Raw genomic sequence first — 22741 nt, 5'->3', positions numbered from 1 at the left:
AAACCGCATAGAAAGGAATGGATAGAAAGATGGGAGAAGTAAAAACATTAAAGTATTTTGTAAACGGTCAGTGGAAAGAATCTAAAACAACAAAGTATACAGACGCCTTTGATCCAAGTACCGGTGAAGTGATTGCCAAAGTACCATGCTGTACGCCGGATGAAGTGGAAGAGGCTGTTGCAGCAGCAAAAGCAGCATTTCCATCCTGGTCTGCAACTCCGGTAATTAAAAGGGTCCAGATACTTTATAAGCTGAGAGATTTACTGATTGAGCATATGGATGAGCTGACCATGCTGGTAGCAAAAGAAAACGGTAAAAACTGGGATGAGGCCCAGGGGGATGTACTGAAAGCAAAGGAAGGAACCGAGCAGGCCATCAGTGCTCCGTCACTGATGATGGGAGAAAGCTTAATGGACGCTTCCAGCGGATTTGATACTGTTTTATACCGGATGCCTCTGGGTGTATTTGCGGGAATTGTGCCATTTAACTTCCCTGCCATGATACCGATGGGCTGGATGACTCCCATGTGTATCGCATGCGGCAACACCATTGTTTTAAAAGCAGCGTCCTTCACTCCCCAGTCCAGCATGCGTATCGCAGAGCTGTACAAAGAAGCAGGACTTCCGGACGGTGTTATTAATATCGTTACCTGCTCCAGACATGAAGCAGAGATTCTTCTCACTCATGAAGACGTTAAGGGTATTACCTTTGTAGGTTCCACATCTGTTGGAAAGCATATTTATTCCACAGCTGCAGCAACCGGCAAGAGAGTACAGGCTCTTTGCGAAGCGAAGAACCACGCTCTTGTTTTAAAGGATGCTCCTATCAAACGTGTAGCAGCCGGAATCATCAATTCCACCTTTGGCTGTGCCGGTGAAAGATGCATGGCTCTTCCGGTAGTCGTTGTTCAGGAAGAAATCGCTGATGCACTTGTAGCAGAGATTGTTGCTCAGGCTAAGAATTTAAAAGTGGGTCCAGCTTATGACAAGACCACAAATCTTGGACCGGTTATCAATCAGGCACACAAAGACTCAGTCATAAAGTGGATTGAGACAGGTATCGCAGAAGGTGCGAAGGTGGTTCTGGACGGCCGTGATGTAGTGGTGGAAGGCTATGAAAACGGATTCTACTTAGGGCCCACAATTCTCGACCATGTAACTCCTGAAATGAGCGTAGGCGAAAGAGAAATCTTTGGACCGGTACTGTGCATAAAGAGAGTGAAGACGTTTGAAGAAGGACTTGAAGTGATGAATGCCAATCCATTTGCCAACGGTTCCGTTATCTTCACACAGAACGGCCGCTATGCAAGAGAGTTTGCAAGACATACAGACGGCGGTATGATCGGTATCAACGTAGGTATTCCGGTACCGGTTGGAATGTTCCCGTTCAACGGAAACAAGCTGTCATTTATCGGAGATCTGCACTGCTTAGGCAAGGATGGCTTCCGGTTCTATACAGAGAACAAAGTTGTTACCACCAGATGGTTTGACGAAGAAACAGGAGAATCCACAACGGTTAATACCTGGGATGGAACAATCTAAAAGCTGATTTTATTGAAAAAATAGCACGCATACACTTGCGTGCTATTTTTATGTGTGATATGATGGGTGAAGTGAATTGCTTAAAGGAGAGAACAGATGGCGGGAACGATTCGGGAAATAGCAGAGCGGGCAGGTGTGTCCAGAGGTACCGTTGACCGCGCGTTAAATAAACGGGGACGGATTGACAGGGAAGTGGAAGAGCGGATCTTTCAGATTGCAGATGAAATCGGTTATGTTCCGAAAAAAGAAAAGAAGGCAGTAAAAAAGGAATCGGTTAAAATCGGCATTGTAACCCAGCTGTCTAAATCGTCATTTATGATTCCAATCAGAAAAGGGTTGGAAGACGCACAAAATGAACTGAAAAAAAGAGGCATTGGCTTTGTAATGGAAGAGTGTGTCACTGTGAGCGAAGAAGAACAGCTGGCAGCGATAGAAAAGCTGGAAAAAAGCAAAGTATCGGGTATAGCAATCATGCCTGTGGAGTGTGATAAAATCAGGGATAAAATTAATTCCCTTATTGAGCAGGGCATATCTGTGGTGACTTTTAATACCGATATTGTCGGGACAAAACGCAGCTGTTTTGTAGGCCAGGATAACAGAAGGAGCGGACGCACGGCAGCAGGCCTTATGGGGATGCTTACCGGCGGCCAGGGTAAGATTCTTGCCATTACAGGATATTTTGGAAACAGCGTCAACAGCATGCGCGTGGATGGGTTTGTGGATGAGATAAAGAGGACGTTTCCGGGACTTGAGCTTGTGGGAGTCCAGAGCAGTTTTGATGAAAAGGAAGAGGTGGAAAAAATCCTGGTCAACACCCTGACTGCTTATCCGGATCTCCAGGGGGCGGTGATATTCTCAGGAGGCCAGGGGGGCGTTAAAAAGGCGTTTGAAGAGCTGAAGCTGGAGAGAAAGCCTCATATTATTATCTATGATCTGACTACAGGGAACATAAAGGCGCTGGAAGAGGGGATCGCGGATTTTCTGATCGACCAGAACGGCTACACACAAGGGTACCGCGCCCTGTTCATTCTTGCCGATATCATGCAGGCCGGGAGCAGGGAAGAACAGGAATTTTTTTACACGGATATAATTATAAAAACGAAATACAATATTTAAAAAGACGGTAGAATCAGGGATCTGTTAAAGATAAAAAACAGGTCCTGATTTTTTTTATTATCAGAGCGAAATCACTTGCACGCGGACTGCGTGCGTGGTATAATATAGGCACATAAGATGAACGAAAAAGCACGCAAACAGATGGGAGAGGTGTAACTATGGGATATGTAAAATTTAACGAAGCCAGAGAGCTTGATTTAATACTTCTTGGCAGAGTGGCAATTGATTTTAACCCTGCTTATAATGAGCAGGTAAAGGAAGAATTTAAGCCGCTAAAGAAGGTACACATGTTTGAAAAGTTTGTGGGCGGTTCTCCGGCCAACATCGCCGTAGGCGTGACAAGACATGGCATGAAAGCGGGATTTATCGGGAAAGTATCAGATGACCAGTTCGGTGAATTTGTAGTGGATTATTTTAATGAGCAGGGGATTGATACCTCTCACATAACAAAATGCAAAAACGGAGAAAAACTGGGACTTACTTTTACTGAGATGCTGTCCTCCAGCGAAAGCAGCATTCTGATGTATAGAAACTGCATCGCTGATTTACAGCTGAGTGTGGAAGACATCGACGAAGAATACATTAAAAAGGCAAAGGCCATTTTAATTTCGGGCACTGCACTTGCCGAAAGCCCGTCAAGAGAAGCGGCTCTTAAGGCCGTGATGCTTGCTAAGAGAAACGATGTGAGAATTATATTTGACATTGATTACAGGGCATACAACTGGAAAAATACAGATGAGTTATCCATATATTATTCAACTGTAGCAAAAGAAGCGGATATTATTATGGGATCAAGAGAAGAATTTGATCTGACAGAAAAGCTGATTAAACCTGGCATGACAGATGAAGAAAGCGCCGCCTTATGGCAGGGATATCATGCAACAATCGTGGTGATTAAGCACGGTATGAAGGGGTCTACCGCATATACCCTCGACGGCCAGTCATTTTCCATCAAACCGTTCCCGGTAGAAGCCAGAAAGGGCTTTGGAGGCGGAGACGGATATGGCTCCGGTTTCTTATATGGTCTGTATCAGGGGTGGGATATTATTGACTGCCTGGAATTTGGTTCTGCAGAAGCATCCATGATGGTAAAGAGCAATAACTGCTCGGATTCTCTGCCCACACCAGAAGAGGTTCATGCATTTATAAAAGAGGAAAAGGAAAAATTCGGTGAGATGATCGCCCGTGTATAAAAATATAAAGGAGAGCGGAACATGTCAAAAACAATAAGGATGACAACAGCACAGGCACTTGTAAAGTTCCTGGATAACCAGTATGTTTCAGTGGATGGCAAAGAAATAAAGTTTGTTGAAGGTTTTTTTACTATTTTCGGTCATGGTATCGCAGTGGGTCTGGGAGAAGCTCTTGATACAGATCCAGGACAGCTTCGGGTGCTTCAGGGAAGAAACGAGCAGGGCATGTGCCATACAGCCATTGCATTTGCCAAACAGAATCAGCGCAGAAGAATTATTCCCTGTGCTTCTTCTGTAGGACCGGGTGCTGCCAATATGGTAACAGCCTGTGCCACTGCCACTGTTAATAATATTCCCCTGCTGGTATTTCCGGCGGATACCTTCGCTTCCAGACAGCCAGATCCGGTGCTTCAGCAGTTAGAGCAGAGCAGCAGCCTTGCAACTACTACCAATGATGCATTTAAGCCGGTATGCAGGTACTGGGACAGAATTACAAGACCTGAGATGATAATGAGCGCTTTAATTAATGCTATGCGTGTGCTCACTGATCCGGCAGAAACAGGAGCCTGCTGCATTTCCCTCTGTCAGGATGTGGAGGGAGAATCGTTTGATTATCCCGAGTATTTCTTTAAGAAACGGGTTCATAAGATTACTAGACCTGTGGCAGTAGAAGAAGAACTGGATGAGATTGCAGACATCATTGCAGAGGCTAAGAAACCCATCGTCATTGTGGGCGGAGGTGTACGTTACTCGGATGCAGGAGAAACCGTAGAAAAATTCTGTGAAGAATTTAAGATCCCGTTTGGGGAGAGTCAGGCAGGAAAGAGTGCCTGCAAATCAAGCCATCCGTATTGCCTTGGCGGAATTGGAGTGACCGGTACTTATGCCTCCAATGTCATTGCAAAGGATGCAGATGTGGTAATCGCCATCGGTACCAGACTGAGCGATTTCACCACCAGCTCCAAGTGGCTGTTTAAAAGAGAAAATGTGAAATTTGTCACGATCAATAACAGCAGATTTCATGCGTATAAAATGGATGCGTCCATGGCAGTGGGAGACGCGAAAGTAACCGTAGAGGCACTGACGGAAAAACTGAGAGAAAAACAGTATGTGTCCCAGTACCGGAACGAGATCACAGATGCGAAAAAGAAATGGGATGAAGAGATGGTCCGCCTGGGCAGCATTCAGTATACCGGAGATGATTTCGAACCCATTATTAAAGCAAGAGATCCCAGAACAATTCCGGAATTTGTCCGTCTGACGAATGGAACCATCACTCAGACTGCCGCTCTTGCAGCCATCAGACGAGTGATAGATGAAGATGCAACAATTATTACGGCAGGAGGTTCCCTTCCAAGCTGTATGCAGCGTATGTGGACCACTGACAAACGGGGAGGATACCACGCAGAGTACGGATATTCCTGTATGGGATATGAAGTGGCAGCAACCCTGGGCGTTAAATTTGCAGAGCCCGAGAATGAGGTATACTGTGTAGTCGGTGATTCCAGTTTTCAGATGCTTCACAGTGAGATTATGACCATTATGCAGGAAAGACAGAAAGTCAATATCCTGATCTTTGATAACTGCGGCTTTGGCTGTATCAACAACCTGGAGATGAACCATGGAATCGGAAGTCTTGCCACAGAATACCGCTATACAGACGGTAAGAAGCCAACCGGTGATTTGATTCCTGTTGATTATGCAAAGATTGGCGAGGGCTATGGCTTAAAAACCTATACCTGCCGTACCATTGCAGAGCTGGAAGATGCATTAAAAGATGCAAAGAGTCAGGAAATAGCCTGTCTGTTTGACTTAAAGGTAATTCCTAAAACCATGTCAGACGGATATGAATCCTGGTGGAATGTGGGACTTGCTGATACTTCAGAAAAAGCCAGCGTAAAGGAAGCTTGGGGAAGAGTCATGGAAGGCAGAAATGCAGCGAGAAAGTATTAATCAGCCGGACATGACCGGAAAGGAAGAAAACTATGAGTCAGGTATTCGGATATCCGGAATTTGATGAGTCCGGAGAAAAGATTTTAACTACTTATACCAATGAGTATAAAGAGATGAGAATGGACATACGGGTTTACCGGATGAAGGCGGGAGAGACCAGAACCTTTTTAAAAGAGGAAGAGGAAACAGCGGTGCTTCTTTTAAAAGGAAGGGTTGTATACCGCGGGGGCAGTGTGGAACAGGAAGCCTCAAGAATTGATGTTTTTACGGAAGGCCCCTGGTGTCTGCATGGTTGTGCAGGAACAGAAATTTCCGTGGAAGCAAAAGAGGATTCAGAGATTTTGGTTCAGTCTGCTGAAAATAAAAGAACCTTTGAAGCAAAATTGTATCAGCCTGAAGATGCACCATGGAAATACTCTTCTGTCGGCAAGTTTGGCAATGTGGCAAAACGGCGGGTGAATACGATTTTTGATTTTGAGATCGCTCCTTACTCCAATATGGTTCTGGGAGAGGTTTTAAATGACAGGGGAAACTGGTCCGGTTATCTCCCCCACAGACACCCCCAGCCTGAAACCTATTATTTCCTGTTTGACCATCCGGAAGGATTTGGTGCAAGCTTTGTGGGAGACCAGGTATTTAAAAGCACAGACGGAAGCTTTTCCGCAATTCCGGGAGGGGAGCTCCACCCCCAGGCAGTTGCTCCGGGATACCAGATGTATACCTGCTGGATGATCCGTCATCTGGAGGGCAATCCATGGAATCAGACTGACCGCAATGAAGATGAAAGATACGTGTGGATGCATGATGCCGTGTTTTAAACAACATAGGGGTTAATCGCCGCGAAACCAGCGGTATAAAAATATGATAAGACAGGGAAGGGAAGCAAAAATGTTAAACAAGGAGAAAGTTAAATTAGGAATTGCACCAATTGCATGGACAAACGATGATCTTCCGGATTTAGGTAAGGAGAACACCTTCGAGCAGTGTGTCAGCGAAATGGCACTTGCAGGATTTACCGGTTCTGAAGTGGGTAATAAATACCCGAAGGATCCGGAGGTTTTAAAGAAGGCTCTGGAATTAAGAGGTGTTGAGATCTGCAACGCATGGTTTTCCACATTCTTAATCAGCAAGCCTTATGAAGAGACTGAGGCAGAGTTTGAAAAGCACGTAGCATTCTTAGCTGCCATGGGCGCTAAGGTGGTGGGTGTTTCCGAGCAGAGCTACAGCACACAGGGAATTCAGAACCAGCCGGTTTTCGAAGGAAAGCATGAGATGGATGACAGAGAATGGGATCTTCTGTGCACAGGCTTAAACCGCCTTGGCAAGCTGTCCAAAGAAAAATACGGTGTGGCATTAACATTCCACCATCATATGGGAACCGTAGTCCAGTCTGCAGCAGAGACAGACCGCATGATGGAGCATACAGATCCGGAATACGTAAGCCTGCTTTTTGACAGCGGCCATTTTGCATACTGCGGAGAGAATCCGGTTGAGATGGTAACAAAGCACATCAAACGCATTAAGCATGTTCATTTAAAAGATATCCGTCCGGAAGTAGTAAAAAAGGTGAGAGAAGAGAAGATGAGCTTTTTAGCAGGCGTTCGTGCAGGCGCATTCACCATTCCAGGCGACGGCTGTGTCGATTTTGATCCGATCTTCAAGGTGCTGGAAGATGCAGCCTATGAAGGTTATATGGTTGTGGAAGCAGAGCAGGATCCGGCTAAGGCGAATCCGTTAGAATATGCAATCCGTGCAAGAAAATTCATTGCTGAAAAAACTGGTCTTTAATTTAATGGATAAAAGGAGAAGAATATTATGGTAACCGTAGGAATTATCGGAGCAGGCAGAATCGGAAAGGTTCATACAACAAGTATTTGCAATATCGTTAAGAATGCAACAATTAAGACAATCGCTGACCCATTTATGAACGAAGAAACAGCAAACTGGGCAAAGAGTATGGGCGTTACCAATACAACCAGGGATTATAAAGAGATCCTGGCAGATCCGGAGATCGATGCAGTTTTAATCTGTTCCTCTACAAACACACATTCTCCAATCTCTGTAGAAGCAATTAAGGCTGGCAAGCATGTATTCTGCGAGAAGCCAATTGATCATGATATTGACAAAATCAAAGAAGTGATCGATGCATTAAAGGACAGCAAGGTAAAATATCAGGTAGGCTTTAACCGCCGCTTTGACCATAACTTTGAGGCAGTTAGAAATGCAGTTGCAGCAGGAAAAATCGGAGATCCCCATATCATCAAGGTAACTTCCAGAGATCCTGAGCCGCCCAGCGCAGAATACGCTGCTGTATCCGGAGGTATGTTCCTTGACATGACCATTCATGATTTTGATATGGTACGTTACCTGGCTGGATGTGATGCAGAAGAGATCTATGTACAGTCTGCAGTTTTAGTTGATCCTGCTATCGGAGAAGCCGGTGATGTGGATACCGCTGTTATCACCATAAAGATGGAGAACGGCGCAATTGCAGTGATTGATAACTCCAGAAAAGCAGCTTACGGCTATGACCAGAGAGCAGAAGTATTCGGCTCCAAGGGTATGGTTGCAACCTCCAATGATACAGAATCCAGCGCTGTTCTTAGCACTGCTGATGGTGTGACAGGCGAGAAGCCTCTCTACTTCTTCTTAGAGCGTTATATGCAGTCCTTTGCAAAGGAAGTAAACTGCTTTATCGAGGCCATTGTAAATGATACAGATACCCCTCTTGGTGTATTAGATGGCTTAAAACCGGTATTAATGGGAATCGCAGCAAAGAAATCCGTTAAAGAGCACAGACCGGTAAAAATCTCTGAAATCACAATGTAAATGAAAGGACCTGCCGCTTCCTGGCAGGTCTTTTTCAATATGCCCCGGTTAACCGGCAAAGTACAAAAAGTGCATAGAAACCGGCATAGAAAAAGCAAATTCTGCGCTGACGTTTCGGTTTAAACATGTTAAATTAATAGCATATTTTATATGATATAGTTCATTACAGAAAAGAGGAATTATCATGTATCAATTGGAACAGATGCTGATTGGCTGGGTGGAGCGGTATGATCTGGTCTATCAGACCAGTTTGCTATTTCGAATCATTGCGGCCGGTTTTTCGGGATATTTAATCGGATACGAAAGAAAGAACCGGAATAAAGGAGCTGGAATGAGAACCCATGCCATTGTGGCCATGGGCGCTGCTCTTATGATGGTTGTATCCAAGTACGGCTTTCGGGATATTCCGAATTTTGACGGCTCCAGAATCGCAGCTCAGATTGTGTCAGGAATCGGTTTTCTGGGAGCTGGTGTTATTTTTGTAAAGAATAATTCGGTCAGCGGCCTGACTACCGCTGCGGGTATCTGGGCAACAGCAGGAGTGGGAATGGCCATAGGAGCCGGTGCTTATTATCTGGGCTGCGGTTCTGCCTTTCTTCTGATTATGATACAGGTTCTGCTCCATGACGTTCCCTTTTTGTCAAAGGAGCCATACCGGTGTATGCTTAAAATCAGCACATCTCATTACGATGCCGTAATTACAGAGTTGTTTCATAAGCTAAACGAAGAAAAGGTGAAAGTTCTGAATGTAAAAATAGGAAAGTCCAAGGATGGTACCAAGATCGAACTGGATTTGCTTTATCCGGCCGGTTATGAAAAAAATGATCTTGTGATCCGCCTGTCCAATGATAAACGGATTGATTCTGTCAACGGATAGGATCATAAAAACAAAAATTGCAATAAATATTTGAAGAAAGACAAAAATAAGGTAGAAGCTCTGCTATAAAAAGGGATATACTCATTGGGTAAGAAAAATGAGAAAAAGGTAAGTGAGAAATTCATGATAAAACATCTTGCTGCGGATTTACACACCCATACAGATATCAGCAGGCACGGTTACAGCACCGTTTATGAAAATATAACTGCAGCAAAGGATGCCGGTCTTATGGCTGTAGGAATCAGCAACCACTGTCCCGCCCATCCCGATGGAGCGCCTGAGGGGCATTTTAGAAATCTCCGGGTGATTCCGGAGTGGGTGGACGGTGTCCGTGTATACCGGGGAGCAGAACTGAATTTTACCAATTTTGACGGTGGGATTGATTTAAGCCCGGATACCATAGAAAACCGGCTGGATTACACCATAGCCTCTTTTCATGAAGATGTGATTGCGTCTGGAAGTGTGGAAGAACATACAAGAGCGTATCTTCGTGCCGCGGAAAATCCGCTGGTGGATATCATCGGTCACAGCGGGACTGCCTGCTATGAGTATGACTATGAAAGGGTTATACCGGAGCTTGGAAAGAACGGAAAGCTGGTGGAGATTAACGAAGGGACATTCCGCGTCAGGAAAAGCTCCGCAGAAAATTGCCGGATCATTGCCAGACTCTGCATGAAATACAGCGTCCCTGTCATTGTCAGTTCAGATGCACATTTCTGCCGGAGTGTGGGCGTATTTGATGAGGCTCTTTCCATGTTAAACAGCCTGGACTTTCCCGTAGAGCTGGTGGTGAATGCAGACATGGAACAGTTAAAGTCCTGGTTTCTTCGCAAGCGGAGAGGATAATGAAAGAAAAGAGTGCCGGAGCGCAGCTGCGCCCCGGCAGTTGTGCGCGGGAAGGGAGAGGATAGAGAATGAAGTATTATATCGGAATAGACTTAGGCGGAACCAATATTGCCGCCGGTCTGGTAGGAGAGGACGGAACACTTTTTACCCGCCTGTCTGTACCAACCAGAAGCGGAAGAAGCGCAGGGGAAATCGTTCAGGATATGGCAGATCTGGCTAAGAAGGCTGCACAGGAAGGAAATGTTTCCTGGGATGAGATCGAAGCTGTCGGACTTGGAGTGCCGGGAACAGCCAATAAAGAGACCGGCATGGTGGAATATGCCAATAATCTGGGGTTTTATGATGAACCGTTGGTCTCCATGATGGAGAAGGCGCTTCCAGGTAAAAATATTCGTTTTGATAATGATGCCAATGCGGCTGCCTGGGGAGAATTTACGGCAGGAAGCGGAAAAGGTACGAACTCCATGCTGGCGGTTACTCTGGGCACCGGTGTAGGAGGCGGAATCATTCTTGACGGAAAGCTTTATGAAGGGATCAACTATGCGGCGGGAGAATTCGGTCATTTTACCATAGACCGGAACGGTATTCCGTGCAACTGCGGAAGAAAAGGGTGTTTTGAGGCTTATGCCTCTGCCACTGCACTGATTTCACAGACAAAGGCTGCAATGCTTGAAAACCCGCAATCCGTTCTCTGGGAATTGTGCGGCGGGGAGATCGGTAATGTGGAGGGTAAGACGCTCTTTGACGGTGTCAGAAAGCAGGATGAGACGGCACTTTTTGTATTTGACCGGTACATCGAATATCTGGCGGCAGGACTTGTGGATTTAATCAATATTTTCCAGCCGGAATTAATCTGCATCGGCGGAGGCATCAGCAAAGCCGGAGATTTACTGTTAGATCCGTTAAATAGAATCATTGACCAGGAAGATTATGCAAGAACCTCAAAACGCAGGACAAGGATTACAGCAGCCAGGTTAGACAATGATGCCGGGCTCATAGGTGCTGCCTTATTAGAATAGAAGAAAAGAGGACAGGAATTATGAAACGATATATGGGACATCTGATACGCTCCGCTGAGAAGCGGGTGGATCATTTTTTAAGTACTCAGGTAACAGATGAGAAGGATCCTTTTTACGGAGGAATGAAACGGGCTATTTTAGAGGTAAAGCCAACCATTTATGTTATGGCAGATGCTGCCTCCGTTTATTTGAATTCTCAAAGCAGGTATTATAAAGATGCTGCTCTTCTTCGTGCCATGGAAGCAGCCGTGACCTTTATTGCCAACTGCCAGAGAGAGGATGGAAGTTTCGATTATCCTTCCTGCAATTTTAAATCTGCACCGGATACTTCTTTCTGCTTTAAACGTCTCATTGCAACTTACCGTCTGTTTTTAAAATATACAAAAGAGGGTGAACTGGACAAGCTGAAAGACGGTTACCGTTTTATACTGGAAGAGTCCTTAAACGCGCTTTTAACCGGCGGTTTTCATACCCCAAACCATCGCTGGGGAATCACTGCAGCACTGATGCAGGGCGCTAATCTTGTAAAAGAAGAAAATCCGGAGTTTGCTGCCCGGCTGCTTATCCGTGCAGACCAGTATCTGGCAGAAGGCATTGACGGCAATGAAGAAGGGGAGTATGCAGAACGCTCAACCGGCAATTACAATGCAGTGGTAAATAACGCCATGTTGGCGATGTATGAAGAAACCGGCGATGAAAGCTATCTGGGATATGTGGAGCGGAATTTAAAAATGATGCTCTTTTACATTGATCCGGACGATACCATTTTCACTCAGAATTCTACGAGACAGGATCAGGGCAAAGCCGATTATCCGGACAAGTATTTCTACCAGTATTTATATATGGCGGCAAAAACAGGAGAGGAAATTTTTGACCGGGCTGCTCATAAAATTATAAAAGACAATATGGAGCGGGGCGATATGGCGCCGGAATGCCTGCACATTATTATGCTTCATGATTTTATGGAGCAGTATGAGTTTAAGGGCTATGGTTTTCTGGATACCTACCACAAGTATTTTGAGGAAGCAGGCGTAATCAGAGGAAAGACTGCTGAATATGGCTACAGCATTCTGAAGGGAAAGAGCGCTTTCCTGTTTCTCAAATTTAAAGAAACACTGGTATACTTAAAAATAGGTGAAAGCTACTGTGATATCCGTAATTTCATTCCACAGACGATTGAAGAAAAAGACGGTGTCTGTGTTTTAACTTCTGTTGCAAAGGGATGGTATTATCTTCCGTTTAAGGAAAAACAGGATACAACTGACTGGTGGAAGATGGATCATAAGAAGCGTGAGATTTTAAACAGCAGTGAAATCCGTATGACAGTTACGCTGAAAGAACTCTCTGACGGTATGGAAGTGACCGTTAAGGCAGAGGGACTTGATAAGGCTCCTCTCCGTGTGGAAATCTGTATTCCGGCAGGTAGTGTTCTGGAAAATGAGCATTTCCACATAAGAGCGGAAAAAGCAGGAGAGATGGTGCTTCGGGATGGCTTTATCAGCCTGCTTCACGCAGATCAGAAACTTCTAATAGGACCCGGGTATGGAACACACGAGTTCGGCGGTCATTATTCAGGAGAAGAGATCAACACCACCGGCTTTACTCTCTACTTTAATGACTATACCCCTTATGAAAGAACCTTTTCCATTCGAACTATATAAAAGGGCAGAGCCATAATTGCAGCATTGTATATAATAGACATAGAATATGCCAAAGGAGGCAGTTGTGCGGCTTGACAACTGTCTTTTTTGCTATCTGATTTGTTATAAAACTGTATGTAACATATTAAAACTATAGAAAAATAGGATTTATGTCGAAATATGTTGAAAAAAGTATGCAAATCGGTATATAATGATTTTAACTTTTTCTGGTTAAGAACAGATGAGTTCTAAGGGACAGTAAAGGAAAGGAGAAAATTATGAAAAAGAATTTTATGAAACGTGCGGGCTTTCTTTTAGCAGCTTTTATGGTGCTTGGAGGACTCACCGCGTGCGGAGGAAAAGATCCGTCAGCAGAAGGAACCACAGCAGTATCCGGCAGTACGGCAGGCGCAGGCGAGACAACGGCGGAGGCGGCCAAACCGTCTGAAGGAGGAGAGAGTACATTTACCTATGCCATTGCAGGGGACCCGGGTGCGAATGTGAATGTAATTACAACCAGTGACCGTTTCGGTCTTATGACCCTCAAGATGATCTATTCCCCATTATATATGTATAATGCGGATGGAATCAACTATTTCCTGGCGAAGAGCATTGATACGTCTGAAGATAATTTAACTTATACCATGCATTTACGGGATGATGTGAAGTGGTCAGACGGAGAGAAATTTACCGCTGATGACGTTGTCTTCACATTCGAGGCAATGGAGAAGGAAGAGAATGCGGGCTGGGCCTATTCCCAGTTAGTTTATAAGGAAGGTGCGGTAAAGATTGAAAAGGTTGATGACTATACCGTTAAATTAACCATGCCTTTCGTTAATTCCGCAGCAGTTGAGATGTTCTCCCAGATTTTTATCATGCCTAAGCATGTTTATGAGAATGTAACCAATTTTGAAAACAATGACGTGAATACGAAACCAGTCGGAACCGGTCCTTATGTAATGTCCGAATACTCAGCAGGTTCCTATGTGAAGTTCACAAAGAATGAGAACTATTTCCTTGGAGCACCTTCCATTGACAATATCGTATACCGTATTATAGAGAATGAGAATACAGCCATGACAGCGATTCAGAGCGGTGAAGTAGATGCATGGATCGGAACTCCGGCACAGGTAGCGCAGATGGATCTGGATTCTGCCAACTTAACTGTTTATCCTTATCAGGAAGGCCGCGTGGGATATATGATGATCAATGCAGCACGTGTACAGAATGAGGATTTAAGAAAAGCGATTCTGTATGCTCTGGATAAAAAGGCAATTGCAGATGCAGCTTTGTTAAGCTCAGATTATTATGATCTTCCATGGAGCTTCATGCCGCCTAACAGCAAGTTCTTTACAGAGGACGTAGAAAAATACGAACAGAACCTTGATAAGTCAAAAGAATATCTTGCGGCTTCCGGCGTACAGAAACCGGAACTGAACCTTGCATACAGCGGATCAGACAGCTTACAGTCAACCTCAGCTTTACTGGTTCAGGAGCAGCTTGAGAAAGCAGGATTTAAGGTTACCTTATCCGGTATTGATTCCAAGGCACTCAGCCAGCAGATGAAGGATAAGAACAATACTTACGATATGTACTTTGGCGGTTATATCATGGGAATTGACCCTGACACATTCTCCAGCTTATTCGAAACAGGCGCTGCATACAATTACATGTATTACGATGAGCCCGAAATCAATGAGCTGTTTGCACAGGGACGCAAAGAAACAGACGAGACAAAGCGGAAAGAAATCTACACCAGTATTCAGAAGAAGATTCAGGATACAGCATGCTTTTATCCTTTATATTCCAACAAACGCCTCTTAGTGGTTTCTAAAAATGTATCAGGTATTGAAGATGCAAAGCTGGTTCCTGTTTATACTTTTGAGGATACCTCCAAGTTACAGAAAAAGTAATTGCATCTGCAAAATAAGAGAGAGAATGGTGTTTCGCTGCCTTAGCTGCAGCAGACACCTCTTTCTTTATTAAGGAGAAATGATATGGCCAAATATATACTGAAACGGATATTAACAGCCATCCCCATGGTCCTTCTCATAACGGTTCTATGCTTTGCGCTGATGCATTTTGCGCCCTATGATGCCATTGATGCCATGACATCCCCGAAGATGTCACAGGAGACAATCAATTTAATCAAAGCAAAATACGGTTATGACCAGCCGGTGTATGTTCAGTACATCCGCTGGCTTGACGGGATTATGAACGGTAATTTCGGATATTCCATTGTGACGAAACAGAGTATTGCTGCAGACCTTGCGGTCAGACTTCCCAATACGGTAAGGCTGGTGCTTCCTGCATTTATAACCGCGTATATCCTGGCTGTTGTGCTGGGGCTTTTAGCAGGTGCAAATAGGAACAAAAGGGCTGATAAGATTATTGACGCAGTTTCTTCTGTGGGGATTGCAGTTCCTTCCTTCTGGTTCGCCATGCTTCTTATCTTTGTTCTGGGTTATAAGCTGAAGCTTCTTCCTATTGTGGGAATGCATGCGGTAGGGAAGGAAAATTCCATAGCTGATTTTTTAAAGCATTTTATCATGCCGTATCTCACTCTTACAGTTGCCTTTATGCCGGCAAATATTAAATATGTCCGTTCCTCCACTCTGACCCAGTTTTCTGAGGATTATGTCATGGTGCAGCGGGCGTTTGGCGCGACAAATAGTGAGATTATGTTTAAGCATGTGTGCAAGAATGTGCTATTGCCTGTTATTACACGGTTTGGAATGGCATTTCGCTTGCTGATTACCGGGTCCATCATTACAGAAACGGTTTTCAGCTGGCCAGGAGTGGGACCTTATTTTATCAAGGCCATTCAGGGAATGGATTATCCTATCGTTATGATCATTCTGGTGCTGTCGTCCACTATGGTTATTTTAGGAAATCTGCTGTCAGATATCCTGTATTGCCTGATAGATCCACGGATTAAGGAAATGGGGTGACGGGAAATATGAACAAAAATAAAGAAAAATCAATACGAATTGACAGTGTAAAGCTGGTATTAAAGCATGATAAAGCAGCAGTAATTTCCCTGATCCTGTTAGGCATAATTATTTTGTTTGCGCTCCTGGCTCCTTTTCTGCCCATGGAACCCAATGCAACGGAAATTGCCAACAGGCTGAAAGAACCGTCTTTAGCTCATTGGTTTGGTACAGATGAAGTGGGAAGAGATTATTTTGCAAGGGTGATCTATGGGGGAAGAGTTTCCCTCATTGTGGCGTTTTTAGCCATGCTCACCAGCTTAACCATCGGAGTGGCTGCAGGTACTATAGCAGGTTTTTCAGGCGGAATTGTCGATATGGTACTGATGCGGATCGTTGATATCCTTCATTCCATTCCATGGATGGTTCTGGTTACGGTTGTCAGCATTTTTTTAAATCCTGGAATACAATCTATTATTATCGTCATAGGGCTTTTTACATGGATGGAGATTGCGAGACTTGTACGGGCTGAGACACTGTCTTTAAAAGAGCGGGAATTTATTCTTTATGCCGGTTTCTCTGGAGTCGGTACATGGAAACTTATAATCAGTCATATTATACCTTCGGTATTTCCGACAATTATTGTGGCAGCGACCACCAGCATGGCAGATGCCATTATGATGGAGTCCTCTTTAAGCTTTCTAGGAGTTGGTATTCAGCAGCCCATGTCTTCCTGGGGAAGCCTCCTGCAAAATGCCCAGGGAACCATGCAGAACAGTTTTCATATGGCACTGATTCCCGGTCTTCTGATTATTATTACGATTTTTGCTTTTAATAAGCTGGGAAATCTGCTTCGTGTTTATGTTGAGCCAAAGGTGATGAGCGGAGAGAAAGAGTAAAGGAGGGACGAAGAATTGGATGAGACATTAAAAAAGAAAGAATATATACTGTCTGCTGCAGACATTCGTACCACCTTTCATACTCATGGCAGGACCGTGCAGGCAGTGCGCGGAGTCAGCCTTCATGTGGAATCCGGTGAGATCCTGGCAGTCGTAGGGGAATCAGGAAGCGGAAAAAGTGTACTTATGAAGTCGGTGATGGGGCTGATGCCTGATAATGCAGAGGTTAAAGCAGATCAGCTTACATTTGCAGGAGAGAATATGCTTTTCATGGATCCGGAGCAGCTGAGAAAAATGCGGGGAAAAGAAATAGCCATGATTTTCCAGGATCCCATGACTGCCTTAAATCCTTTAAAGACCATAGGCTCCCATTTGATGGAAGTGTTAAAGCGCCACCGCGGAATGGATAAAGAGGCGGCGAAGAAAGAGGCTGTTGCAGTATTAAACCAGGTAGGAATACCATCACCGGAGAAACGGTTAGGACAGTATCCACACGAGTTTTCCGGGGGAATGAGACAGAGGGTTCTGATTGCCATGGCTCTTTGCTGCAGGCCGAAGCTTCTGATTGCTGATGAACCTACCACTGCCCTTGATGTGACAATTCAGGCCCAGATTCTGGATCTTCTTAAGAATCTCCAGGAAGAGACCGGGATGAGCATTATTCTCATTACCCATGATTTAGGAGTGGTAGCCAGTTTAAGCCATAGAATCGCTGTCATGTACGGCGGCCTCTTAATGGAGGAGGGGACCACAGAGGAGATCTTTTATTCCCCGAAGCATCCCTATACAAGGGCGCTTCTTCATGCAGTTCCAAAACCCCAGTCGGGAAGCAAAGAACGTTTAGAGCCGATTCCCGGCATGGCGCCATCGCTGATCAATCCGCCCTCCGGCTGTCCATTTGCGGAGCGGTGTAAGTTCTCCTGCGTAAACTGCAGGAAGGAAATTCCTCAGTACCGTACTTACAGCCCCACCCAGCGGGCCATGTGCATCTATTCAGGGGAAGAACTGGATCATAAGGAAGGGGAGGTAAAACCGCATGGATAATAAAAATAATGAAATCCTTCTGGAAGCCAGGGATCTTTGTAAATATTTCCCAGCCAGAGACTTTTTCGGCAGGAAAAAAGCTGAGGTAAAGGCGGTAGACAAAATTAATCTGGCGATTCGAAAAGGGGAGACCTTCGGTCTGGTAGGAGAGTCCGGCTGCGGAAAATCTACTCTTGGCCGTACTTTAATCCGTATGTATGATCCCACTTCCGGTTCTATTTCGTTTAAGGGTCAGGATATCACCCGCTTAAAAGGCAGGCAGCTTCTTCCTGTTCACAAACAGATGCAGATTATTTTCCAGGATCCATATTCTTCCTTAGATCCCCACCACAATGTGCGGGAGATTTTAAAAGAGTCCCTGACTGCAGTATCCGGTTTATCTTCGGATGAGATGGAAGGAAGAATGGAAGAGATCTTAAAAAAGGTGGGCTTGAAGCCCGATGATATGTATAAATATGCGTACGAATTTTCCGGCGGCCAGCGTCAGAGAATCGGGATTGCCAGAGCGCTGTTAGTGGAACCGGAGTTCCTGCTCTGTGATGAGCCCATTTCCGCCCTTGACGTATCCATACAGGCCCAGGTGGTTAATCTGTTAGAGGATTTACAAAAGGAAATGGGGCTTACCTATCTGTTTGTTGCTCACGACTTATCCATGGTCCGCCACATTTCTACCAGAATCGGTGTGATGTATTTAGGGAGGCTTGTGGAGATTGCGGACAGTGATGAGCTTTATGAGAATCCTCTTCACCCTTATACAAAGGCACTGCTTTCTGCCATACCCCTGGCCGATCCCAGGATAGCGGCCCGGTCAAAACGGGTTATGTTAAGCGGTGAGCTTCCAAGTCCCATGAGTGTTCCGACCGGCTGCCATTTCCATACGAGATGTGTGTATGCCAGGGAAGAATGCAAAAAGCACATTCCGGAAATGATGGAAATTTCTCCCGGTCATTTCGTATCCTGTCCCTATGCCGGGGAAAATATTTCTTGACTTTTGATGCAAAACTTTTTATAATAACAACAATATAAAAACGTAACAGGGCAAAGGCGCCTAAGAACTTAAGATTCTTAGGCGTCTTTGTGCTTTTTTTCAGAAATTACGCAGAGAGGGGCTGGAAACATGCCAGATATGGTGAAAGTTGAAAACTTAAAAAAGAACTTCGGAGACCTTGAGGTATTAAAGGATATCAGTCTTACGGTCAGGGAAGGGGAAAAACTGGTTATCATCGGACCATCCGGCTCCGGAAAATCCACGTTTATCCGTTGTATTAACTATTTGGAGGAACCTACCAGCGGCTCCATTACCGTGGCAGGAACACAGGTAACAAAGAAAAATCATTTGGAAATGGCAAAAAAATACTCATCTATGGTATTTCAGCAATTTAATTTATATCCCCATCTGACGGTTCTGGAAAATCTGACACTGGCACCCGTAAAACTTCAGCATGTTCCCAGGGAAGAAGCAAAAAAAATGGCAATGAAATGTCTGGAACGTGTGGGTTTGAAAGAAAAAGCGGGCAATTATCCGGTTCAGCTTTCCGGCGGACAGCAGCAAAGGGTGGCGATTGCCAGAGCCTTATGTACCAAGCAGCCGCTGATTTTATTTGACGAACCGACTTCTGCCCTGGACCCTGAGATGGTGCAGGAGGTATTAAATGTTATGGTGGAGCTGGCTCATGAAAATATTACCATGATCTGTGTGACACACGAGATGGGCTTTGCCCGTCAGGTTGCAGACCGGGTAATTTTTATGGATGGCGGGTATATTCTGGAAGAGGGAACACCGGAACACTTCTTTGAATGTCCGGAACATGAGCGGACAAAAGCGTTCTTAAGCAAAATCCTTCATTAGGGTGTTGTTTAATATAATAATATGATTGAGGAGGAAACAATTATGATGAAGAAAATGTTATCCCTGGCAATGGCGTTTGCCATGACAGCTGCCTTAACTGCATGTGGTTCCAAAGCACCGGAGACAACCGCTGCACCGGCAGATACGAAAGCTGCAGGTTCTTCTGCAGAAGCAACAACCGGAGCAGGCAAAACAGGTGCTGATGCAAAAGACGTACAGAAGATTATTGACCGCGGTGTGTTAAAAGTTGGCTGTAAGTCAGATATTCCCAAGTTCAGCTTACAAAATACAGCGACTGGAGAATACGAAGGCTTTGAAGATGATCTTGCATATGAGATCGCAGGATCCATCTTTGGATGCAGCGCAGCCGAGGCAAAGGAAAAGAAACTGGTGGAATTCCAGGGCGTGACTGCAAAAACAAGAGGACCTTTATTAGAGAATGGGGAAATCGATCTGGTTATTGCAACCTTTACCATAACACCGGAAAGAAAAGAAACCTATAATTTCTCCACCCCATACTATACCGATGCAGTTGGTCTTTTAGTAAATAAGGATTCCGGCATCAGCTCCATTGAGGATTTAGACGGAAAAATAATCGGTGTTGCCCAGTCCTCCACAACAAAGGACGGTTTTAAGAAATACGTGGATGAAAAGGGATTAAAGGTTAATCCGCAGTTCCAGGAATTTGACGGTTATCCTGCACTGGCTCAGGCACTGGCAACCAAGCAGATTGACTGCTTCTCTGTTGACCGTGCGATTCTTGCAGGTTATGTAAATGACGGCAATCAGATTCTGGAAGACCGTTTTGCAGAGCAGGATTACGGTGTTGCAGCTGCAAAGGGCAACACAGGTCTTGCAGAGGCGGTTGAGAAAAAAGTTACTTCCATGCTTTCTGATGGTTCCATGAAGAAACTTCAGGATCAATGGGGATTACAGTAAGCTGTTTTAAGTAAAGGAAAAATGACATGATTAAAGGTCTTTTTGATGGAAAACGATGGAGTGCCCTTTTTGCGGCATTCCCCGAATATTATATCCCTGGATTTCTTATGACGCTTCGAATTTCACTGACAGGACTGGCGGTTGCGCTGGTCCTTGGAGTGATATTCGGCATGTTCTCCACCTCAAAGTGGAAGCTGCTCAAGATCATTTCACGAATTTATGTGGAATTTATACAGAATACGCCTCTGGCTTTGCAGGTCATGTGTTATTACTCGGTTCTTCCCATGTTATTTTCCAGTTCGGGGTTTCGTATCCCCAAGTTTGTATTAGGGGTAATCGGTGTAGGAATTTATCACGGTGCCTATATTTCCGAGGTTATAAGAACCGGAATTGAAGCCATACCAAAGGGGCAGTCCGAGGCAGCAGCATCCCAGGGTTTTAGCTATCTGGAAACCATGTATCATATCATTCTGCCTCAGACCGTTAAGATTATTATGCCTCCTCTCGCCAACCAGGCTTTAAATCTGGTTAAGAATACTTCCATCCTGGCCATGGTTGCCGGTATGGATCTGATGTATTTTACCGATTCCTGGGGCGCTGACAGAGGGTATTTTGCCCAGGCGTATTTTACCAGTGCAGTGATGTACTTTATTATCTGTTTCCCGTTAGCCAGACTGGCAAGATATTTGGAGATCCGCTCCATGCGGCTGCCGGTTGCAAAAAAGCTTGATATACAGGCAGACGAGGAGGCAGCATGTTAGAATTATTTCAACAGATATTTACACCGGCAAATGTACTTTTCATGCTGAAGGGTTTGCAGATGACGGTAATGATCGCCGTACTGGCTACCATAATCAGCATATTTTTCGGTACAATACTGGCTCTGATCCGCACCTATTCCTCCGGCAGATGGAGATGGGCCGGAACTTTGGTTGCAGTCTATACAGAATTCTTCCGCTGTACCCCCAACCTTTTGTGGATTCTCTGGATCTATTTTACGGTAAAAGGGAATAAAGTGGGAGTATCGGTATTTGCCATTTCCTTATTCACCTCTGCAGTTATGGCGGAGATCTTCCGGGGCGGATTAAACTCCATTCCAAAGGGGCAGTTTGAAGGGGCCCAGTCACAGGGCTTTAGCTTTTTACAGACATTGTGGTACATCGTACTGCCTCAGACGTACAAAAAGGTCATTCCGGCTCTTTTAAGCCAGGTTATTACCATTATCAAGGATACCTCATTCTTAAAAATGGTGGACGTAGCCGAATTTATGAGGAACTGCGCCGTAGTCCTTGGCAGCATCTACGATGTCCGGGGAATGATGATGCTGTTTGCTTTTGAGGCCCTTTGCTATTTTGCCATCTGCTTCACGCTCAGCTGTGTAGTCAGGGGTTATCAGAAAACAATTGTAACCGGTTAGGGAGGTACATCTGTTATGGAAAAGTTTACGATCACCATTACCCGTGAATTCGGAAGCCTTGGACGCTCCATTGCTAAGGAACTTTCGAGGATTCTGGGGGTGGAGTTTTATGACCGGGATATTGTGGAGGAAGTTGCAAATAAACTGAATCTGCCGGTCTCGACGGTGAGCAACGAAGAGGAAAAGTCCAGGCACAGCTTTCTGCCAAGAATGTTCCCTCTTGGAACGGATGAGGAATACATGCAGGATATTATCTTTGATGTTCAGAAAGATATTATTCTGGATCTGGCAAAAAAATCAAGCTGTATTCTGGTTGGCAGATGCTCTGATTTTCTTCTGGAAAAACAGAAGAACAACATTAATATTTTTATTTATGCTTCTTATGAAAAACGTCTGGAAAACTGCGTTGAGACCCTTGGAATGACCGAGGCTGAAGCAAAAAAAATGATTCTTTCTGTGGATAAAGCCCGGAATGCATATCACAAAAAATATGCGGGCTATTTACCCGGTGATCCGGAACATAAGCAGCTGATGATTGACTCCTCTTTACTTGGTGTGACCGGAACTGCAAAACTGATTGCAGAGATTGTACATCAGTTATTTGAAGCATAAATGAATTCAGAAGTTTCCTATTAAAATAGGCCTTTTT

21 protein-coding genes are annotated in these 22741 nt (G+C 44.8%); all 21 read left to right on the top strand.

The annotated features are described in order from the left end of the window. Window positions 1-29 precede the first annotated feature (29 nt). Window positions 30-1541, top strand: coding sequence for a CoA-acylating methylmalonate-semialdehyde dehydrogenase (locus tag DS742_RS22845; RefSeq protein ID WP_117419268.1), 1512 nt, complete (start codon window positions 30-32; stop codon window positions 1539-1541). 96 nt (window positions 1542-1637) lie between these two features. Further along, window positions 1638-2657, top strand: a complete 1020-nt coding sequence (locus DS742_RS22840) for a LacI family DNA-binding transcriptional regulator (protein WP_117419267.1) — start codon at window positions 1638-1640, stop codon at window positions 2655-2657. A 158-nt stretch (window positions 2658-2815) separates the two neighbouring features. Next, a complete protein-coding gene (gene iolC / locus DS742_RS22835; RefSeq protein WP_117419266.1) occupies window positions 2816-3850 on the top strand; it encodes a 5-dehydro-2-deoxygluconokinase in 1035 nt (344 codons plus the stop codon). 21 nt (window positions 3851-3871) lie between these two features. Continuing rightward, entirely contained in the window at window positions 3872-5803 is a 1932-nt protein-coding gene (gene iolD / locus DS742_RS22830; protein ID WP_117419265.1) for a 3D-(3,5/4)-trihydroxycyclohexane-1,2-dione acylhydrolase (decyclizing), read from the top strand. Window positions 5804-5835: 32 nt separating this feature from the next. Further along, the gene (locus DS742_RS22825; RefSeq protein ID WP_117419264.1) at window positions 5836-6621 is read left to right on the top strand and encodes a 5-deoxy-glucuronate isomerase; all 786 of its coding nucleotides are present in this window, start codon (window positions 5836-5838) and stop codon (window positions 6619-6621) included. Between the two features lie 70 nt (window positions 6622-6691). Next, window positions 6692-7591: a myo-inosose-2 dehydratase gene (gene iolE / locus DS742_RS22820; RefSeq protein WP_117419290.1), complete on the top strand. Its 900-nt coding sequence runs from the start codon at window positions 6692-6694 to the stop codon at window positions 7589-7591. Window positions 7592-7618: 27 nt separating this feature from the next. Continuing rightward, on the top strand, window positions 7619-8632 hold the full coding sequence (gene iolG, locus DS742_RS22815) for an inositol 2-dehydrogenase (protein WP_117419263.1): 1014 nt from the start codon (window positions 7619-7621) through the stop codon (window positions 8630-8632). Between the two features lie 184 nt (window positions 8633-8816). After that, window positions 8817-9509, top strand: a complete 693-nt coding sequence (locus DS742_RS22810; RefSeq protein WP_117419262.1) for an MgtC/SapB family protein — start codon at window positions 8817-8819, stop codon at window positions 9507-9509. Between the two features lie 84 nt (window positions 9510-9593). Continuing rightward, on the top strand, window positions 9594-10355 hold the full coding sequence (locus tag DS742_RS22805; RefSeq protein ID WP_117419261.1) for a phosphatase: 762 nt from the start codon (window positions 9594-9596) through the stop codon (window positions 10353-10355). A 68-nt stretch (window positions 10356-10423) separates the two neighbouring features. Next, on the top strand, window positions 10424-11374 hold the full coding sequence (locus DS742_RS22800; protein WP_117419260.1) for an ROK family protein: 951 nt from the start codon (window positions 10424-10426) through the stop codon (window positions 11372-11374). A 20-nt stretch (window positions 11375-11394) separates the two neighbouring features. Then, window positions 11395-13035, top strand: a complete 1641-nt coding sequence (locus DS742_RS22795; protein ID WP_117419259.1) for a hypothetical protein — start codon at window positions 11395-11397, stop codon at window positions 13033-13035. Between the two features lie 257 nt (window positions 13036-13292). Then, a complete protein-coding gene (locus DS742_RS22790; protein ID WP_117419258.1) occupies window positions 13293-14927 on the top strand; it encodes an ABC transporter substrate-binding protein in 1635 nt (544 codons plus the stop codon). An 84-nt stretch (window positions 14928-15011) separates the two neighbouring features. Then, window positions 15012-15965 (top strand): ABC transporter permease, encoded by a 954-nt coding sequence (locus tag DS742_RS22785; protein WP_117419257.1) that lies wholly within the window; start codon window positions 15012-15014, stop codon window positions 15963-15965. 8 nt (window positions 15966-15973) lie between these two features. Beyond that, entirely contained in the window at window positions 15974-16843 is an 870-nt protein-coding gene (locus DS742_RS22780; RefSeq protein ID WP_117419289.1) for an ABC transporter permease, read from the top strand. Between the two features lie 15 nt (window positions 16844-16858). Beyond that, the gene (locus tag DS742_RS22775; RefSeq protein ID WP_117419256.1) at window positions 16859-17887 is read left to right on the top strand and encodes an ABC transporter ATP-binding protein; all 1029 of its coding nucleotides are present in this window, start codon (window positions 16859-16861) and stop codon (window positions 17885-17887) included. Beyond that, window positions 17880-18875 carry an ABC transporter ATP-binding protein gene (locus DS742_RS22770; RefSeq protein WP_117419255.1) on the top strand — a complete coding sequence of 332 codons (996 nt, stop codon included), beginning with the start codon at window positions 17880-17882 and terminating at the stop codon, window positions 18873-18875. The genes DS742_RS22775 and DS742_RS22770 overlap by 8 nt, the downstream gene beginning before the upstream one ends. Window positions 18876-19004: 129 nt before the next feature. Continuing rightward, window positions 19005-19736 (top strand): amino acid ABC transporter ATP-binding protein, encoded by a 732-nt coding sequence (locus tag DS742_RS22765; protein ID WP_117419254.1) that lies wholly within the window; start codon window positions 19005-19007, stop codon window positions 19734-19736. Between the two features lie 42 nt (window positions 19737-19778). Next, window positions 19779-20675, top strand: a complete 897-nt coding sequence (locus DS742_RS22760) for a transporter substrate-binding domain-containing protein (protein ID WP_117419253.1) — start codon at window positions 19779-19781, stop codon at window positions 20673-20675. A 26-nt stretch (window positions 20676-20701) separates the two neighbouring features. Next, window positions 20702-21436 (top strand): amino acid ABC transporter permease, encoded by a 735-nt coding sequence (locus DS742_RS22755; protein WP_117419252.1) that lies wholly within the window; start codon window positions 20702-20704, stop codon window positions 21434-21436. Next, on the top strand, window positions 21430-22092 hold the full coding sequence (locus DS742_RS22750; protein WP_117419251.1) for an amino acid ABC transporter permease: 663 nt from the start codon (window positions 21430-21432) through the stop codon (window positions 22090-22092). The genes DS742_RS22755 and DS742_RS22750 overlap by 7 nt, the downstream gene beginning before the upstream one ends. A gap of 15 nt (window positions 22093-22107) precedes the next feature. Next, on the top strand, window positions 22108-22704 hold the full coding sequence (locus DS742_RS22745) for a cytidylate kinase-like family protein (protein WP_117419250.1): 597 nt from the start codon (window positions 22108-22110) through the stop codon (window positions 22702-22704). The last annotated feature ends 37 nt before the right edge of the window (window positions 22705-22741 follow it).

Source organism: Lacrimispora amygdalina (assembly GCF_003432035.1).
GTDB classification, from domain to species: domain Bacteria; phylum Bacillota; class Clostridia; order Lachnospirales; family Lachnospiraceae; genus Lacrimispora; species Lacrimispora amygdalina.
Note: the sequence above shows the minus strand (reverse complement) of the source record. Positions and strands in the feature narration are given on the sequence as shown.

What these genes read in the sequence shown, in the direction of transcription:
- DS742_RS22845 (WP_117419268.1), top strand. Translation starts at nt 30, where the DNA reads ATGGGAGAAGTAAAAACATTAAAGTATTTTGTAAACGGTCAGTGGAAA.
- DS742_RS22840 (WP_117419267.1), top strand. Translation starts at nt 1,638, where the DNA reads ATGGCGGGAACGATTCGGGAAATAGCAGAGCGGGCAGGTGTGTCCAGA.
- iolC (WP_117419266.1), top strand. Translation starts at nt 2,816, where the DNA reads ATGGGATATGTAAAATTTAACGAAGCCAGAGAGCTTGATTTAATACTT.
- iolD (WP_117419265.1), top strand. Translation starts at nt 3,872, where the DNA reads ATGTCAAAAACAATAAGGATGACAACAGCACAGGCACTTGTAAAGTTC.
- DS742_RS22825 (WP_117419264.1), top strand. Translation starts at nt 5,836, where the DNA reads ATGAGTCAGGTATTCGGATATCCGGAATTTGATGAGTCCGGAGAAAAG.
- iolE (WP_117419290.1), top strand. Translation starts at nt 6,692, where the DNA reads ATGTTAAACAAGGAGAAAGTTAAATTAGGAATTGCACCAATTGCATGG.
- iolG (WP_117419263.1), top strand. Translation starts at nt 7,619, where the DNA reads ATGGTAACCGTAGGAATTATCGGAGCAGGCAGAATCGGAAAGGTTCAT.
- DS742_RS22810 (WP_117419262.1), top strand. Translation starts at nt 8,817, where the DNA reads ATGTATCAATTGGAACAGATGCTGATTGGCTGGGTGGAGCGGTATGAT.
- DS742_RS22800 (WP_117419260.1), top strand. Translation starts at nt 10,424, where the DNA reads ATGAAGTATTATATCGGAATAGACTTAGGCGGAACCAATATTGCCGCC.
- DS742_RS22795 (WP_117419259.1), top strand. Translation starts at nt 11,395, where the DNA reads ATGAAACGATATATGGGACATCTGATACGCTCCGCTGAGAAGCGGGTG.
- DS742_RS22790 (WP_117419258.1), top strand. Translation starts at nt 13,293, where the DNA reads ATGAAAAAGAATTTTATGAAACGTGCGGGCTTTCTTTTAGCAGCTTTT.
- DS742_RS22785 (WP_117419257.1), top strand. Translation starts at nt 15,012, where the DNA reads ATGGCCAAATATATACTGAAACGGATATTAACAGCCATCCCCATGGTC.
- DS742_RS22780 (WP_117419289.1), top strand. Translation starts at nt 15,974, where the DNA reads ATGAACAAAAATAAAGAAAAATCAATACGAATTGACAGTGTAAAGCTG.
- DS742_RS22770 (WP_117419255.1), top strand. Translation starts at nt 17,880, where the DNA reads ATGGATAATAAAAATAATGAAATCCTTCTGGAAGCCAGGGATCTTTGT.
- DS742_RS22765 (WP_117419254.1), top strand. Translation starts at nt 19,005, where the DNA reads ATGCCAGATATGGTGAAAGTTGAAAACTTAAAAAAGAACTTCGGAGAC.
- DS742_RS22760 (WP_117419253.1), top strand. Translation starts at nt 19,779, where the DNA reads ATGATGAAGAAAATGTTATCCCTGGCAATGGCGTTTGCCATGACAGCT.
- DS742_RS22755 (WP_117419252.1), top strand. Translation starts at nt 20,702, where the DNA reads ATGATTAAAGGTCTTTTTGATGGAAAACGATGGAGTGCCCTTTTTGCG.
- DS742_RS22750 (WP_117419251.1), top strand. Translation starts at nt 21,430, where the DNA reads ATGTTAGAATTATTTCAACAGATATTTACACCGGCAAATGTACTTTTC.
- DS742_RS22745 (WP_117419250.1), top strand. Translation starts at nt 22,108, where the DNA reads ATGGAAAAGTTTACGATCACCATTACCCGTGAATTCGGAAGCCTTGGA.